The following is a 15,495-nucleotide window of genomic DNA, read 5'->3' as shown; positions in this document are numbered from 1 at the left end:
CATGCTGTCCATCGCCCTGGCCATCGCGCCGATTTTCTTGCTCATCGTCACGGGTTACGTCCTGCGGCGCGGCGGCATCCCCAGCATGGAGTTCTGGAACCTCAACGACCGGCTGGTCTATTTCGTGCTGATGCCGGCGCTGTTCTTCGTCCGGATCTCCGAAGCCGACCTGTCGGACCCCGTCCTGATCCCCTTCGCGCTGACCCTCTATGCCGGGTTCTTCCTTGCCGTGGCGTTCGGCATCGCCGCCGCTTGGTGGCTGCGGCGCGGCGGCGCGGTCGGCACATCCGTGATGCAGGGGGCAGGGCGCTTCAACACCTTCATCGCGCTGGCTGTGGCCGAGGCGCTGCACGGCCTTCCGGGGCTGCAACTGGCCGTCCTCGGCGCGGCGGTTCTGGTGCCCGTGGTCAACCTCACCGTGGTCTCGGCCTTCGCCGTGATGCTGCCCCGTCCCGGCGGGCGGGTGGTGCGCGGCGCGGCGCTCAGCCTGGCCACCAACCCGCTGATCCTGTCGATCCTCGCCGCGATCGCCTTCAACGCGCTGGGCTGGGCGCCGATCCCGGTCCTCTCCGAGACGCTCGCGGTGCTGGGGCAGGCGGCGTTGCCGATCATGCTGCTCTGCGTCGGCGCGAACCTCAAGATCCGTGGGCTCAGCGCCGATTGGCAGCCCATGGCCCTCAGCGCCATCGGCAAGCTGCTCGTGTTCCCCCTGGCGATCCTCGCCGCAGCCGCGCTCCTGCGCCTCGACCCGCTGGCCGCCCAGGTCGCCCTGATCTACGGCGCGCTGCCCACGGGGGTCGCGGCCTATACGCTGGCGCGCCAACTGAACGGGGATGCGCCGCTCATGGCCGCGATGATCACCGTCCAGACGGCGCTCGCCTTCGCGGTCATGCCGCTCTGGCTGTCGCTCGCGGCGCGGCTCTTCGGCAACTGACCCGTCCCCTTCATCTTGGCTGAAAAACTCCCGCCGGAGGCATCAGCGGCGCCGAGGGGCCTTGTGCCCCGAGACGCCGCTTCGCCGATCGCGGCCCAAGGGGCCGCGAAACCCCTGCTCAGAGCCGGCGAAACCGGCTGACATCCGTGGAATTGTCGAAGAAGGGCACGCCGGGATGGGCCGTGCCGGTCAGCTTGGCGGTCAGTTCCGCCAGCACCACCTCGGTGATGAAGGGCATGTCATAGCGGCGCACCTCGTCCAGCGGAACCCATTGCAGGTGGCTCAACTCGTCCTCGGCCCGGCTGAAATCATCTGGGTCGCTGGCCAGGGCGCCCGTATCCGCCAGAAGGAACCGCGCATCGAAGCGGCGCGGGCGGCCCGGCGGCGTGATCGCGCGAAACACGAATTCCAGCGCCCCGCCATCGGGCAAATGCCCGGTCGAAAGGTAGCCGCGCCAGCCTTTCGGTGCCTCGATCTCGCCGGCGCGCGCATCCGGTGCGCCCAGCAAAAGCCCGGTTTCCTCCCAAAGCTCGCGCGTCGCGGCGGCCAGCACCGCCTCGGCCGGGGTCTCTGTCTCTGTCGCCAGGCGGCTCACGCAGTCTTCGGCCGGTGGGCGCGCCCAGGGGATCGTGGCATCCACGGCATCCACCGCCCCGCCCGGAAAGACGAATTTCGACGGCATGAAAGCCGCGCTCTTGCCGCGCTGGCCCATCAGCACGCGCGGGCGGGTGGCCGCGTCGCGCAGCACGATGATCGTCGCCGCGTCCCTGATCGCTGTCTTGTCCACTAGAACCCGTGCATCCGCTTGGCCCATTGCACCCCCAGGATCAGGCCCTTGAACTTCGGCAAAAGGTAGAGCGCCATCGCCACCACACCGATCGAAAAGGTCACCGCCAGCACCCAGCCCGGCGGCTGGAACGCCTCGTAGGTGACCAGCATCGCCGTGCCCATCACCTTGGCCGTCACCAGGATCGACAGGTAGGCCGGGCCGTCATCGGCGCGCGCATGGCTCAGGTCCTCGCCGCAGGTGCTGCAGGTCGGCGTCAGCTTCAGGTAGCGCTCGTAGATCGCCCCCTGCCCACAAGAGGGACAACGTCCGCGCATGGCCTTCGCGATGGCGGGCCAGGCAGGGCGTTCGGGCGTGAGTGGTTCGAATTCGGGCCGCAGGGCCGGGTCGTCGTCATTCATGGCCGCCAAGATGGGGCGCGCGGCAGGCGCTGTCCAGCCGCCAATTGGCCAAGCAGTGTTTTTGCGACGGAAAGCTGCTTCTGCCCCGTGAGTCAGGACAGACAGGCAAACAAAGGAGATGAAGCATGTCGATTTGGAAAGCAGCACTTCTGAGCGCCCTGATCCCGATGGCAGCCCTGCCGGCCTTGGCGCAGGAGCAGGCCCCTCAGCCGCAAGCGGCGGGTCCCAACGCGGCCCTGATGTTCGACCGGTTCGATATCGACGGGGACGGCACGATCACCCGCGCGGAAATCGAGAACGCCCCGCAGCTCCGCTTCGAAGCGGCCGACGCGGACGGCAATGGCACCCTGGATCGCGACGAGTTGATCGCGCGCGGCACCGACAGGGCCCAGGCCCGTGTCGCCCTCGGCGTGGATCGCATGATCGCGGCCGCCGATGCCGATGAAGACGGAGTGCTCAGCGCCGAGGAATTCGCGGCGGCCCGTCCCGACGGCGGTTTCGGCCGGGGGGGCGGCATGGACCGCGGTGACTGTGGGGATCGCGGGGACCGTCAGTTCGGGCGCTTCGGCGGTCGCGCCAGCATGCCCGATCCGGCCCGGCTCTTCGGGATGGTCGATGCCGATGGCGATGGCGTCCTGAGCGAAGACGAGTTCCAGGCCGCGATGGAGCAGTTCATGCAGCGTCGTGACGGTGATCGCCGTGGCTGGGGCGGTCGCGGCTGAGCCGGAGCGAAGGATGACCAAGCCATGGGCTGGTTTGCCTGCAAGGCCGCCCGCCCATGGCACAAAGACCTCGCACGGGGTATGGGGAGCCATGGCAGTGCCGGATGCGGAATTGGATGGTTTGGGAGATGGCGCGTTGATGGTGCTGTTCGCCAAGGGCGATTCCGCCGCGGCCCGTCTGTTGACGGAACGCCTGCTGCCACGGGCGTGGCGCCATGCCTCGCGCGTGCTGGGCGATCCCGCCGAGGCCGAGGATATCGCGCAGGAAGCGATGCTGCGGCTCTGGCGCGCGGCGCCGGAATGGCGGCAGGATGGCGCGGCGCAGCCCTCGACCTGGTTGCACCGGGTGGTGGCGAACCTCGCCATCGACCGGTTGAGGCGCGCGGGCCGGTCCACCGGCCTCGACCCCGAGATCGACCCGCCGGACGATGCACCGACCGCCGAGGCGCGCATGATCGAGGACGGGCGGCGGTCCGCCCTGGACGCGGCGCTGGCGACATTGCCCGAGCGCCAGAGACAGGCGGTGGTCTTGCGCCATATCGAGGGCTTGGCGAACCCCGAGATTGCCGAGATCCTCGGCATCGGGGTGGAGGCGGTCGAAAGCCTGACCGCGCGAGGGAAAAGGGCGCTCAAGGCAGTGCTCGAAGGACAGAAGGAGGCGTTGGGCTATGGCGAATAACGCAGATCAGGGCGACCGGCTCGACCGGATGCTGGCCGAGGCCAGGGGCGCACGGCCTTCGTCTGACCTCATGGCGCGGGTGCTGGCCGATGCGGCCGCCATCCAGTCCGAGATCGCGCCGACGCAGGCCATGTCGGGGGGCACACAGGGTGCTGGCGTGGACCAAGCCGGCCTAACCGGGCGCAGGCGTTCGCGGTCGTTCCGCCCGGCCTGGGTCGCCGCGTTGGGCGGTTGGGGCGGTGTCTCGGGCGTGACCTTGGCCGGGGTCGTCGGTCTCGCCATCGGGTTCGCGATCCCCGACACGATCGACACGCTGAGCGGCGGGCAGATCTGGACCCTGTCCGGCGGGGCGGGCTTGACGCCTGACCTGACGACACTTGCATGGGAGGATGGCGGCGATGTCTGACCCGTTGAACGAACCCGGCCCCGCCGAGACGCCGCGCCGGAAGACGAGCCTTGCGGTCAAGGTCGTGCTGGCGGTCTCTCTCGCGTTGAACCTGCTGGTGGTGGGCGTGGTCGTCGGGGCCGTGTCGGGCCGGATCGGTCCGGCGGCCGGCGACGAACCGCCGGATTTGCGCAGCCTCGGCCTTGGGCCGTTCGCGATCGCCCTGGGCCATGACGGGCGCGATGCGGTGCGCGAGGCGCTGCGCGACCGGCGGGCGGAGTTCATTGCCGAGCGGCGGGCGATTGGCAACAGCCTGCGGTCGTTGCAGCAAGCTTTGTTGCAGGACCCGTTCGACCGGGACGCGGCAGCCGCGGCCATGGCCGAGTCGCGGGCCGCCGCCGAGGCCTTGCAAAGCTTCGGGCACGAGGCGCTGCTCGATCACCTCGCGTCGCTGCCGCTCGAGGAGCGGGAAGAACTGGCACAACATCTGAACCGTGCCATGCGACGTGTCGAGGGGCATGATCGCGACGGCGACCGGGATCGCGACCATGACGGGGACCGCGACCGCGACTAAGGTCCGTCGCCGTCCGCCATGCCCCGGACAAGCAGCCGCCGCCCCGGTTTGGGCGGCGGTTTCGTTTGTCGTTTCAAGCCGCTGGCCGGTTCGACAGCGTAACCTGGTCGCGCCCGAGGCGTTTCGCGCCGTATAGCGCCCGATCCGCCCGGTCGATGATGCTTTGCGGTGTCTCGCCCGTTTCGCCCGTCTCGCCCGGCGGGACCAGCGCAAGGCCGACGCTGAGTGTGACCGAGAGCGGCGCGGTGCTGTCACCCACGTCGAACGGCGTGTCACTGATCGCGTGGCGGAGCCGTTCGGCGCAGTCGAGCGCGGCGGCCCGATCCGCATCGGGCAGGGCGACGAGAAACTCTTCCCCCCCGATCCGCGCCAGCAGGTCCGAGCCGCGCAACTGCGCGCGCAGGCGGCGTCCGACCAGGCTCAGGACCCGGTCGCCGACTGAATGGCCGTGGCAGTCATTGATCGATTTGAAATGGTCGAGATCCAGCATCATCACGGCCACGCCGCGCCCCGGTCGGGCCATCATCAGGTCCAGTTGGAAAAGCGCGTAGCGGCGGTTGTGCAGCCCCGTCAGGCTGTCCGTGACGGCCAGTTCCAGCCCGGCGCGGACCGACGCGCGCAGATGGTCCGCCTGGCGTTTGCGGCTCAGTTGCGCGCGAATGCGAATGGCCAGTTCCTCGGGGTCGAACGGGTCATAGAGGATGTCCGACGCGCCCAAGTCCAGCGCGATGGCCGCGCGTTCGCTGTCGCCCTCGGGCAGGATCACCACCTTCGCCGCGTGCCGCGTATGGGGCCGCGAGCGCAGGTCCGACAACAGGCGCAGCCCGTCGTCGCGCCGCGCCAGGTCTGCCGCGATCACGAAAACGTCCGGGGCCGGCCCGCCCTCCGTGTCGCTTTCGGCAAGCGCCGCCTCGCGCGGCAGGATCACCACCTCGTCGCGCAGGCGCAGGTCGAGGGCCGACTTCCAGATCACGGCGTTGCGTGCGCCGGGGGCGACGACGCCGATCCGCGCAGGATGCTCGATTGCGGTGAACCCGGCCGGCGCCTCGGCAAGGCCCAGTGGTACGCCCGCCTCGTGGCGTTCGTGCAATTCGCGCACCGCGTCGCGCGCCCGCAGGAGCGAGCGTACCCGCGCCAGCAGCGTCACCTCGTCCACCGGCTTGGTCAGGAAATCATCGGCCCCGGCCACCAATCCCGCCATTTTCGCGTCGCGGTCCGATTTGGCGGTGATCAGGATGACGGGGATATCGGCGGTCTGCGGGTCCGCCTTGAGCTGTTGGCACACCTCCACCCCCGTCATGTCGGGCATCGCCACGTCAAGAAGGATCAGGTCCGGCCGTCCCTGCCGCGCCGCGCGCAGCGCCTCGGCGCCGCTTCCGGCTTGTTCCACGGTGTAGCAGGCTTGGGCCAGTTTGACCTTCATGACGATGCGATTCGTCGCTACATCGTCAACGATCAGAATTCGCCCCGTCATGCCTTCCTCGTACGCTGGTCCATCCAGAATACTAAAGGTGTCGCGCGGAATAGTTAACAAACCCTTTAACTCGGAGGGATCCCTTCGCAATGAAGCAAGAAGTTGCCGAAACGCGCGCCCTGCAGGTGCTGGGATGGCTGGCCGGAGACGAAGACCTCTTGCCGGTGTTCATGGGGGCGACCGGCGTCAGCGAAGCGGATCTGCGCGCGCGCGCCGCCGAGCCCGAGTTCCTGGCCTCGGTGCTCGATTTCGTCCTGATGGACGATCAATGGGTGATCTCGGCGGTCGGTGCGCTGGGATGGCCGCCGCAGGACGTCGTGACCATCCGCACGGCGCTTCCCGGCGGTCATCTGCCGAACTGGACCTGAGGCAAGCTCGAAAGGATTAGATTTCGAACCAGCGGCTTAGGTGCCGTCTCAGTCGTCCTCGCCCGCCGTCAGGCGGCTCAGCAGGGCCTTGAGCTGCTCTTCTTCCTCGCGCGTCAGCTTGGACGAGAAATGGGACATGTTCTCGGTGCAGAGCGGCATGGCCTTCAGCATGCGCGCGCGCCCTTCCTCGGTCAGCGAGACCTCGGTCGTGCGGCGATCCTCGACGCCCATCGCGCGGGTGATCAGCCCGTCGGATTCCAGCTGGCGCAGCGCGCGGGACGTGGCCGTGCGGTCAATTCCGACGAATCCCGCGATTTCCGAAGGGTTCTTCTGACCGTCTTCTTCCACGGCAAGCAGAATGCACCAACCCACGCGGGTCAGGCCGTGCTTGCGAAGGGATTCTTCCACCCTGCGCTCGACGATACGCGCCGAGCGAGAGATGTGATGGCCGATGCTGTCATGCAGGCCGTATCTGGTCGTGCTTCCATCCATGGTAGCCACGGCCTATACCCCTCGTGTAGGGGGAAGTCACGCGGAAATGATACACATTGTCGCTGACGAAAGGGCGGGCCCGGCCCGTCAACTAGGGAGGCAGCGTGCCTGACATGCCGATCCGGGGAATTCTGTTCGACAAGGACGGGACGCTGTTCGATTTCGAAGCCAGCTGGAGCGAATGGGCAGCCGGCCTGTTCCACGACCTGGCCGAGGGCGACCCGACCCTGACCGAGGCGCTGGCCGACAGGGCGGGCTATGACCTTGCGCGCCGCCGCTTTCTGCCCGGCAGCCCGGTGATCGCGGGCACCCTGGAAGAGGTCGCGACCTGCCTGCAACCGATCCTGCCGGCCGCGCGGCTCGACGCGCTTGTCCATCGTATGAACGCCGCCGCCGCCGAGGCGCCCATGGTGCCGGTTGCGCCACTCGCGCCCCTCTTGGCGGATTTGCGGGCGTTCGGGCTGAAGCTTGGCGTTGCCACCAACGCCGCCGAGGTCGAGGCGCGCGCGCATCTGACCGCCGCGGGGGTGGACGGTGCCTTCGATTTCCTCGCCGGGTTCGACACCGGCTACGGCGCCAAACCCGAGCCGGGCATGTGCTTCGCCTTCGCCGACACGCTGGCACTCGATGCGTCCGAGGTGCTGATGGTGGGCGACAGCACCCATGACCTGATCGCCGGGCGTGCCGCGGGGATGCAGGTGCTGGGCGTTCTGACCGGCCTCGCCGCTGCCGAGGACCTGGCCCCCCATGCCGACGCCATCCTGCCCGATATCGGCCATCTGCCCCTCTGGCTGGCGGCGGGCGGGCATCTTCCGGCTGAAACCGGCGCTTCGGGGCAAAAAGCGACGCGATCGGTCGCTATCTGAAAACAATTCCGCGACCGCGTCGGGCGACCCTGAGCAGACCGGACAGGACTGCAACCGCACGGGGACGCCATGAACGACGCCACGCCATCCCGCCGCCGCCGCCATGGCGGGCGCCGCACCGGCACGGATCGGGCCGCAGGGCCTGCCATCGCGCAAATGCCGTGGCGCATCCCGGTCAACACCGACCGCCCGACCGAGCCGCTGGACGAAGAGGGCGTGGCCGCGATCCATTCCGGCGCAATGCGCATCCTGTCCGAGATCGGGATCGAGTTCCTGAACGACACGGCGCTGGACCATTTGCGCCAGGCCGGCTGCCGGGTCGAAGGGCAGACCGTTCGCTTCGATCCGGATTTCGTGATGGAGATGGTGGGCAAGGCCCCCGCCGAATTCACCATCACCCCCCGCAACCCGGACCGCGCCCTGCCCATCGGCGGCAGGCACATGGTCTTCGTGAATGTCTCCTCCCCGCCGAACGCCTGGGACCTCGAACGCGGCAAGCGCCCCGGCGATTTCGAGACCTTCCGCGAGTTCATGAAACTGACGCAGTATTTCAACTGCATCCATATCGCCGGCGGCTACCCGGTGGAGCCGATCGACATCCATGCCAGCGTCCGCCACCTCGATTGCCTGTTCGAGAAACTGACCCTGGCCGACAAGGTCGCCCATGCCTATTCGCTGGGGCCCGAGCGGGTCGAGGACGTGATGGAAATGGTGCGGATCGCCGGTGGCCTGACGCATGAGGAATTCGACGCCAGCCCGCGGATGTACACCAATATCAACTCGGTCAGCCCGCTGAAGCATGACTGGCCGATGCTGGATGGCGCCATGCGGCTGGCGCGCCGGGGGCAGCCCGTGGTCGTCACCCCCTTCACGCTGGCCGGGGCCATGGCGCCCGTGACCATGTCCGGCGCCGTCGCCCTCAGCCTGGCCGAGGGGCTGGCCGCCATTGCGCTTCTGCAATGGATCGCGCCGGGCTGCCCGGTTGCGATCGGCACCTTCACCTCGAATGTCGACATGAAGTCGGGCGCCCCCGCCTTCGGCACGCCCGAATACATGCGCGCGACCCAGATGACCGGCCAGATGGCGCGGTTCTACGGGTTGCCCATGCGCGCCTCGGGCGTCTGCGCGGCCAATGTCCCCGACGGGCAGGCGATGTGGGAGACGAGTAATTCGATCTGGTCGGCGGTGCAGTCGGGCACGAACATGGTCTATCACGCCGCCGGCTGGCTGGAGGGCGGGCTGATCGCCTCGCCCGAGAAATTCGTGATGGATTGCGAATTGCTCCAGCAGGTGCAGCGCTATTTCGACCCCGCGCTGACGGCCACCACCGAGGATGATCTGGGCCTCGATGCCATCGCCGAGGTCGGGCCGGGCGGGCATTTCTTCGGCTGCGACCATACGCAGGCCCGCTACCAGACGGCCTTTTACCAGCCCTTTCTGTCGGATTGGCGCAATTTCGAGGCCTGGGCCAACGAGGGCGGCGTCTGGACCGCCGAACGCGCCCATCGCATCTACAAGCGTATCCTGGCCGAGTTCGAACCGCCCGAGATGGACATCGCGATCCGCGACGAACTGGCCGATTTCGTCGCCCGCCGAAAGGCCGAGGGCGGCGCACCGACCGATTTCTGAGATCGAAAGGGGTTGTTAACGATTGCATGGTAGAACCGTCTCCAAAGGGCCGCCTATTGGTGCGAAACCCTTGAAGGTAAGAGGCAGGTCGATCCATGCACGGTATGATCAACCGCGCGCTCCAGGGCTTTCTTGTGGCCCATTACGGCGAACGGTCATGGGACGAGATACGCGGCATCGCCGGCATCCCGCCCGAGGGGTTCGAGGCGATGCTGCAATACGACGAGGCGCAGACCCTGGCCTGTTTCGAGGCCGCCGTCACGGTGCTGCACAAACACCCCAACGCCCTGCTGGAAGATATCGGCACCTATCTCGTGACCAACCCCGCGTTGGAGCCGCTTCGGCGGTTGCTCCGGTTCGGGGGGGCCACGTTTCTCGACTTTCTTTTGTCGCTTGAGGACTTGCGCGACCGTGGGCGTCTCGCCATCCCGGATCTCGACCTTCCCCGCATCCGCGTCGAGGAACTCGATCCCTCCAGCTACCGCATCCGGGCGCAATGGAGCTTGCCCGGCATCGCGCCGATCCTTCTGGGCGGTTTGCGCGCCATGGCGGACGATTACGGTGCGCTGGCGCTGTTGCGCCTCGATGGGATGCGGCCGGGGGAAGAATGCCTGCATGTCCAGTTGCTGGACATGACCTTCGCGGAAGGGCGGCAATTCGTGCTGGGCGGCGTCGGCGCATGACCTTGGGGTTCGCCGCCACTCCGTCGCCTCTCGGCGCCGATACCAAGCGCGTGGTCGGCCTGTCCCCGCAGGTGTTGGACCGGTTGATGCCGATGCATCTCTGGCTCGACCGGCAGGGCCGCGTGATGCAGGCCGGCCCGACCATCGCGAAGATGATGGGCGGCGCGCCGGCGCTGGGCACCCGGTTGCTCGATCTCGTCGAGATCCGCAGCCCGTCCAATATCGCCGATTTCACCGCCCTGATCGCGCAGGAGGGGCGCCGCCTCAGTCTCGGCCTGCACTGCGCGCCGCATCTGCCCTTGCGCGGCGTCGTCAGCAGCCTGCCGGGGCAGGGTGGGGCGCTTCTCGACATATCGCTGGGCCTGAGCTTCGTGCGGGCCGTGGCCGAGTTTGACTTGAACCAGGGCGATTTTTCGCCCTGCGACCAGACGCTTGAACTGCTCTATCTCTACGAGGCCAACACCTCGATCGCCCATCTGTCGCGCCGCCTGACGGAACGTCTGCGCGCGGCACGTCTGGCGGCAGAGGCACAGGCCCTGACGGACGAGTTGACCGGCCTTGCGAACCGGCGTGCCATGGACCTGGAACTGGCGCGCGTTCTGGCGGATGAAACGGCGCATTTCGCGCTGCTTCACCTCGACCTCGACTATTTCAAACAGGTCAATGACACGCACGGTCACGCCGCAGGTGACCACGTGCTCCAGCAGGTCGGGCATATCCTGCGCTCCGATCTGCGCCGCGGCGATCTCGCCGCACGCGTGGGTGGGGACGAGTTCCTCATCATCCTGCGCAACTGCTTGTCGGAAGACGGCTTGCGGGAGGTGGCCAAACGCCTGATCGCCGGGATCGAGGCCCCCGTTTCGTTCGAAGGAAAGCTCTGCAAGCTCTCCGCCTCCATCGGGATCTCGACGACGGCGGGCTACCGGACCCGCCCGACCCCTGACGAGATGCTCGCCGATACCGACATGGCGCTGTACCGGGCGAAAAACGCGGGCCGCAGGCGGTTCGCCATTCACCTACCCGAACGGGGCGATGGGGGGGCGGCTGCCCGCGATGCAGAGGGTCACAATGCAAACTGAACGCGCACGGGCCGAGATGCCGCATGCGTCGCGCCTCGCAACGCGGACGATCGCGCCTAGATTGGTTGCATGGCGCAACTATCATACGAGTGACGAGATGTCCGACAAATCCAACCACTCCCGGTCCCGGGCGGTCCCCTCGTCACGGCTGGCGCGCATGGGGCGCATGGGCGGGCTTGCCACCGGTTTGGCGGGGGGCGTCGCCTGGGGCGGCGCGCGTGCGCTGGCGCGCGGCGAACGCCCGCGGATGGACAAGTTGCTGCTGACGCCCGGCAACCTGACCCGCGTCGCGGACAAGCTGTCCGAGATGCGCGGGGCGGCGATGAAGCTGGGCCAACTCCTGTCGATGGAGACGGGCGACATGCTGCCCCCGGAACTGGCCGATATTCTCGGGCGGTTGCGGCAGGACGCGCATTTCATGCCGCCCAAACAGCTCAAGACGGTGCTGGAAACCGCCTACGGGGGCGATTTCCGGACGAAATTCCGCGGCTTCGACACGCGCCCGCTGGCCGCGGCCTCGATCGGGCAGGTGCATCGCGCCACCGCCGCTGACGGTCAGGCGCTGGCCATCAAGTTGCAATATCCCGGCGTGCGCGCGGCCATCGACAGCGATCTCGACAACGTCGCGGCCCTGATCCGGTGGTCCGGCCTGATGCCCGAGGGGCTCGACATGGCGCCCTTGATGGAGGAGGCGCGGCGGCAGTTGCACGAAGAGGCCGACTACGACCGGGAGGGGCGCTACCTCGCCCGGTTCGGTGCGCTTTTGGCCGATGACGACCGCTTTGCCGTGCCCCGCTATCGCGAGGACCTGTCCGGCCCCGATGCGCTGGCCATGTCCTTCGAGGCGGCCGAGCCGATCGAGACGCTGGCCGATGCGCCCAAGCCGATGCGTGACCGGGTGATCTCGGCGCTGATCGAGCTGACCCTGCGCGAGTTGTTCGAGTTCCGCCTGATGCAGACCGACCCGAATTTCGCCAACTACCGCTGGCGGCCCGAGACGGGGCAGGTCGTGCTGCTGGATTTCGGCGCCAGCCGCGAGATTTCGGAGGAGGTGTCCGAGGGGCATCGTGCCCTGATGATCGCAGGGGTGCAGCGGGACCGCGAGGCGACCATGGCCGCGCTGGAGCGGCTGAATTTCATCAAGCCCGACCTTGCGGATCATCACCGCGACACGATCCTCGACATGGCCGAAATCGGGTTCGACTCGATGTCCGGCCCGTTCGAGTTCGCGGGCAACGACCTCGCCGACAAGATGCGCCGCCGGGGCATGGAGATCGGTACGGAGCGCGAGCTGTGGCATATCCCGCCGGCCGAGACGCTGTTCCTGCAGCGCAAGATGGGCGGGCTCTACCTGCTTGGCACCCGGATCGGGGCGCGGGTGGACCTCCCAACGCTGATGGCGCGCTACATGTGAAAAAAGGGCCGCATCACGAAGGATGCGGCCCAGTCTGACTTCGAAGGGAGTCGAAGCTGTTTCGGTTCAGTGCTCGTGTTCGTCGGCGAGCACCTGGTCTTCCCGCATCTCAAGCCACATCGCGTTCACGACGGCGAAGATGGCGGCGAGGGGAAGACCGAGAAGCCAGGCGAAATACCACATGGGTGTATCTCCTCAGTAAACGGTGTCGCTGTTGGCGGTGACATCGGCCTCGGTGACCTTGCCCCACAGCACTTTGTAGACCCAGGCCGTGTAGGCCAGGATCAGCGGCATGAAGATCAGCGTCACGATCAGCATGATGAACAGCGTCAGGTGGCTGGACGAACTGTCCCAGACCGTCAGCGACGAGTTCGGATCGACGGTCGAGGGCAGGATGAAGGGGAACATGGTCAGACCCACGGTCGAGATCATCCCGAAGATGCCCAGCTTGGACCAGAGCAGCGTGCCCACCTCGGAGGTCGAGCGCAGGCCGCGCACGGCCATGGCCGACCCGAGGAAGCCGAAGATCGGCGCGATGACGATCCAGGGCCGGTCCGTATAGGCGGACAGCCAGCTATCGGTGCGGGCCACCTCGGAATAGAGCGGGTTCGACGGACCGTTTGCGACAACCTCGGACACCATCTCGTACCCGGGGATGCCGACCGCCATCCACAGCCCCGCCGCCGCAAAGCCCACGATGGTGACCAGGCCGGTGACCGTGCCGATGTTGCGGGCGCGCCGGGCGACATTGCCTTCGGTTTTCAGCGCCAGCCAGGCCGCGCCATGGGTCAGCAGCATCGCCAGCGACACCACGCCCGTCAGCAGCGCGAAGGGATTGAGCAGGCCGAAGAACTTGGCCGCGACGCCCCCGTCATACATCGGGTAGAGCGTTTCGGTCAGGTGGAAGGGCACGCCCTGCAAGACGTTGCCGACGGCCACGCCGAAGATCAGCGCGGGCACCGCACCGCCCACGAACAGCGCCCAGTCCCAGCTGGACCGCCACGTCGCCGAGGCGCGTTTGGAGCGGTACTTGAACGCCACGGGCCGGACGATGAAGGCGGCCAGAACCACGAACATCGCAAGGTAGAAGCCCGAGAAGCTGACCGCGTAAAGCGGCGGCCAGGCGGCGAAGATGGCGCCGCCGCCGAGGATGAACCAGACCTGGTTGCCTTCCCAGACGGGGCCCACGGTGTTGATCGCCATGCGGCGCTCGGTGTCGGTTTTCCCGACAAAGGGGAGGAGCGCGCCCACCCCCATGTCGAAACCGTCGGTCAGTGCGAAGCCGATCAGGAGCACGCCCAGAAGCGCCCACCAGATGACCCGCAACACGTCGTAGCTGATAAGCTCGTGAAGGATCATGTTTCTTACTCCGCAGGGGTTGTCGAAGGGCCGGACGCGCCGGGGACGTTGCCGTCATGGGTGCGCAGGCGGTGCTCGTGACGGGCGGTCCAGGCCTCGGTTTCCTCGACATCGAGGTAGGGGCCTTTGCGGATGTATTTCACCATCAGCCCCATCTCGATGATGAAGAGGACCGAGTAGAAGGTGACGAAGCCCGCCAGCGTCAGCAGCAGCTCGGTCGCGCCCAGATGGCTGACCGAAAGGGCCGTCGGCAGGACGCCGTCCACCGTCCAGGGTTGGCGGCCGAACTCGGCCACGAACCAGCCCATCTCGGCCGCGATCCACGGGGTCGGGATCACGATGACCGCCGCGCGCAGGGCCCACCGTGGGAACTGCATGCCGCGGAACGAGGCGCGGTAGAAGAAGTAGAGCATCATGCCGATGAAGGCGAAGCCGAGCCCGACCATGATGCGGAACGCCCAGAACAGGGGCCAGACGGTCGGGATGGTGTCCTCGGCGGCCTGGGTGATCTGTGCATCCGTCGCCTCGCGCGGGTCGTCGACGTAGCGCAGCAGCAGGAAGGCAAAGCCCAGATCGGCCGAGTGTTCCTCGAAGGACAGGACGGCGGCTTCGGGCGGGGTGTCGCGGTTGGCCCGGATCGTCTGGAGCGCGTCATAGGCGACGATGCCGGACCGGATGCGGTCCTCGGCGCGGGCCTCCAGGTCGTTGATGCCGGGGATCTCGTCATCCAGCGACCGCGTCCCGATCAGGCCCATGGCCCAGGGGATATGCACGGCATAGTGGGTCTCGCGGTCTTCCTGGTCGGGGAAGCCGAACAGGGTGAAGGGGGCAGGGGCCTCTTCGGTGTGCCACATGGCCTCGATCGCGGCGAGTTTCATCTGCTGCGAGTGCGTTGCCGAATAGCCGGATTCGTCGCCCAGGATGACGACAGAGAAAGCCGAGGCGAGGCCGAAGCTGGCGGCCACGGCGATCGACCGGCGGGCCAGTTCGATATGGCGCCCCTTCAGCATGTACCACGATGACACGCCAAGGACGAAGACGGCGGCGGTGACATACCCGGCCGAGACGGTGTGCACGAATTTGGCCTGCGCCACTTCGTTGAACAGCACCTCGAAGAAGGACGTCATCTCCATCCGCATGGTCACCGGGTTGAATTCGGCGCCCACGGGGTTCTGCATCCAGCCGTTCGCGATCAGGATCCACAGCGCCGAGAAGTTCGAGCCGATGGCCACCAGCCATGTCACTATGGCATGAGCCACCTTCGACATCTTGTCCCAGCCAAAGAACATCAGGCCCACGAAGGTCGCCTCGAGGAAGAAGGCCATCAACCCTTCGATGGCGAGCGGGGCGCCAAAGATGTCACCCACGTAATGCGAGTAGTAGGACCAGTTCATGCCGAACTGGAATTCCATCGTGATGCCGGTCGCCACGCCCAGCACGAAGTTGATGCCGAACAGCGTGGCCCAGAATTTCGTCATTTGCCGCCAGATGGGGCGGTTGGTCATCACATAGACCGTCTCCATGATCGCCACGATGATCGACAGACCAAGCGTGAGCGGCACGAAGAGGAAGTGATACATCGCGGTCATCGCAAACTGCAGGCGCGACAACTCGACAACATCGAGCTCCATGTCTCCGTCTCCTCAAGA

At 67.2% G+C, this 15,495-nt stretch carries 18 protein-coding genes; 11 read left to right on the top strand and 7 right to left on the bottom strand.

All coding sequences use genetic code 11. The features are described 5' to 3' along the window. Position 1 precedes the first annotated feature (1 nt). Entirely contained in the window at positions 2-934 is a 933-nt protein-coding gene (locus ABD923_RS07040) for an AEC family transporter (RefSeq protein WP_259549969.1), read from the top strand. Positions 935-1,052: 118 nt separating this feature from the next. On the opposite strand, the gene ABD923_RS07035 is transcribed toward ABD923_RS07040, so the two are convergent. Both ABD923_RS07035 and ABD923_RS07030 read right to left on the bottom strand, forming a co-directional pair. Beyond that, on the bottom strand, positions 1,053-1,748 hold the full coding sequence (locus ABD923_RS07035; protein ID WP_259549968.1) for an NUDIX hydrolase: 696 nt from the start codon (positions 1,746-1,748) through the stop codon (positions 1,053-1,055). Next, positions 1,721-2,122 carry a DUF983 domain-containing protein gene (locus tag ABD923_RS07030; RefSeq protein WP_259549967.1) on the bottom strand — a complete coding sequence of 134 codons (402 nt, stop codon included), beginning with the start codon at positions 2,120-2,122 and terminating at the stop codon, positions 1,721-1,723. Before ABD923_RS07030 ends, ABD923_RS07035 begins: the two co-directional genes overlap by 28 nt. A gap of 125 nt (positions 2,123-2,247) precedes the next feature. Here ABD923_RS07030 and ABD923_RS07025 point away from each other — a divergent pair, with 125 nt between their 5' ends. The 4 genes from ABD923_RS07025 to ABD923_RS07010 all read left to right on the top strand — a co-directional run bounded on the left by ABD923_RS07025 (position 2,248) and on the right by ABD923_RS07010 (position 4,482). Then, positions 2,248-2,844 (top strand): EF-hand domain-containing protein, encoded by a 597-nt coding sequence (locus ABD923_RS07025; RefSeq protein WP_259549966.1) that lies wholly within the window; start codon positions 2,248-2,250, stop codon positions 2,842-2,844. A 91-nt stretch (positions 2,845-2,935) separates the two neighbouring features. After that, entirely contained in the window at positions 2,936-3,523 is a 588-nt protein-coding gene (locus ABD923_RS07020; RefSeq protein ID WP_259549965.1) for an RNA polymerase sigma factor, read from the top strand. After that, positions 3,513-3,929, top strand: coding sequence for a hypothetical protein (locus ABD923_RS07015; protein WP_259549963.1), 417 nt, complete (start codon positions 3,513-3,515; stop codon positions 3,927-3,929). Before ABD923_RS07020 ends, ABD923_RS07015 begins: the two co-directional genes overlap by 11 nt. Further along, positions 3,922-4,482 (top strand): periplasmic heavy metal sensor, encoded by a 561-nt coding sequence (locus ABD923_RS07010; RefSeq protein ID WP_259549962.1) that lies wholly within the window; start codon positions 3,922-3,924, stop codon positions 4,480-4,482. Before ABD923_RS07015 ends, ABD923_RS07010 begins: the two co-directional genes overlap by 8 nt. Before the next feature lie 73 nt (positions 4,483-4,555). Here ABD923_RS07010 and ABD923_RS07005 read toward each other — a convergent pair whose 3' ends face one another. Then, positions 4,556-5,956 (bottom strand): diguanylate cyclase, encoded by a 1,401-nt coding sequence (locus ABD923_RS07005; RefSeq protein WP_259549961.1) that lies wholly within the window; start codon positions 5,954-5,956, stop codon positions 4,556-4,558. Between the two features lie 89 nt (positions 5,957-6,045). Between ABD923_RS07005 and ABD923_RS07000 the strand changes: the two genes are divergently transcribed. Further along, entirely contained in the window at positions 6,046-6,324 is a 279-nt protein-coding gene (locus ABD923_RS07000; RefSeq protein WP_259549960.1) for a DUF3572 domain-containing protein, read from the top strand. A 48-nt stretch (positions 6,325-6,372) separates the two neighbouring features. Here the strand turns inward: ABD923_RS07000 and ABD923_RS06995 are convergent, their stop codons facing one another. After that, positions 6,373-6,816: a MarR family winged helix-turn-helix transcriptional regulator gene (locus ABD923_RS06995; protein ID WP_222191405.1), complete on the bottom strand. Its 444-nt coding sequence runs from the start codon at positions 6,814-6,816 to the stop codon at positions 6,373-6,375. Positions 6,817-6,929: 113 nt separating this feature from the next. On the opposite strand from ABD923_RS06995, the gene ABD923_RS06990 reads away from it, so the two are divergent. From ABD923_RS06990 to ABD923_RS06970, 5 genes are all read left to right on the top strand, one after another. After that, entirely contained in the window at positions 6,930-7,682 is a 753-nt protein-coding gene (locus ABD923_RS06990) for an HAD family hydrolase (RefSeq protein ID WP_259550548.1), read from the top strand. 69 nt (positions 7,683-7,751) lie between these two features. Next, positions 7,752-9,311: a trimethylamine methyltransferase family protein gene (locus ABD923_RS06985; protein ID WP_259549959.1), complete on the top strand. Its 1,560-nt coding sequence runs from the start codon at positions 7,752-7,754 to the stop codon at positions 9,309-9,311. 95 nt (positions 9,312-9,406) lie between these two features. After that, positions 9,407-9,994, top strand: coding sequence for a heme NO-binding domain-containing protein (locus ABD923_RS06980; protein WP_259549958.1), 588 nt, complete (start codon positions 9,407-9,409; stop codon positions 9,992-9,994). Then, positions 9,991-11,073, top strand: a complete 1,083-nt coding sequence (locus ABD923_RS06975) for a GGDEF domain-containing protein (protein WP_259549957.1) — start codon at positions 9,991-9,993, stop codon at positions 11,071-11,073. Before ABD923_RS06980 ends, ABD923_RS06975 begins: the two co-directional genes overlap by 4 nt. 97 nt (positions 11,074-11,170) lie before the next feature. After that, complete coding sequence (locus ABD923_RS06970) at positions 11,171-12,487, top strand: ABC1 kinase family protein (protein ID WP_259549956.1); 1,317 nt, start codon at positions 11,171-11,173, stop codon at positions 12,485-12,487. 66 nt (positions 12,488-12,553) lie between these two features. On the opposite strand, the gene cydX is transcribed toward ABD923_RS06970, so the two are convergent. Genes cydX through ABD923_RS06955 form a run of 3 tightly spaced genes read right to left on the bottom strand, consistent with a single transcriptional unit; the run spans position 12,554 to position 15,477 of the window. Continuing rightward, positions 12,554-12,670, bottom strand: a complete 117-nt coding sequence (cydX, locus tag ABD923_RS06965) for a cytochrome bd-I oxidase subunit CydX (protein ID WP_259549954.1) — start codon at positions 12,668-12,670, stop codon at positions 12,554-12,556. Positions 12,671-12,682: 12 nt separating this feature from the next. Further along, positions 12,683-13,846, bottom strand: coding sequence for a cytochrome d ubiquinol oxidase subunit II (cydB, locus tag ABD923_RS06960; protein ID WP_259549953.1), 1,164 nt, complete (start codon positions 13,844-13,846; stop codon positions 12,683-12,685). 5 nt (positions 13,847-13,851) lie between these two features. Next, on the bottom strand, positions 13,852-15,477 hold the full coding sequence (locus ABD923_RS06955; protein ID WP_259549952.1) for a cytochrome ubiquinol oxidase subunit I: 1,626 nt from the start codon (positions 15,475-15,477) through the stop codon (positions 13,852-13,854). Positions 15,478-15,495 lie beyond the last annotated feature (18 nt).

Source organism: [Roseibacterium] beibuensis, from assembly GCF_039542305.1.
In the GTDB taxonomy this organism is placed as follows: Bacteria; Pseudomonadota; Alphaproteobacteria; order Rhodobacterales; family Rhodobacteraceae; genus Roseibacterium; species Roseibacterium beibuensis.
This window is presented reverse-complemented; position numbering and strand designations above follow the sequence as displayed.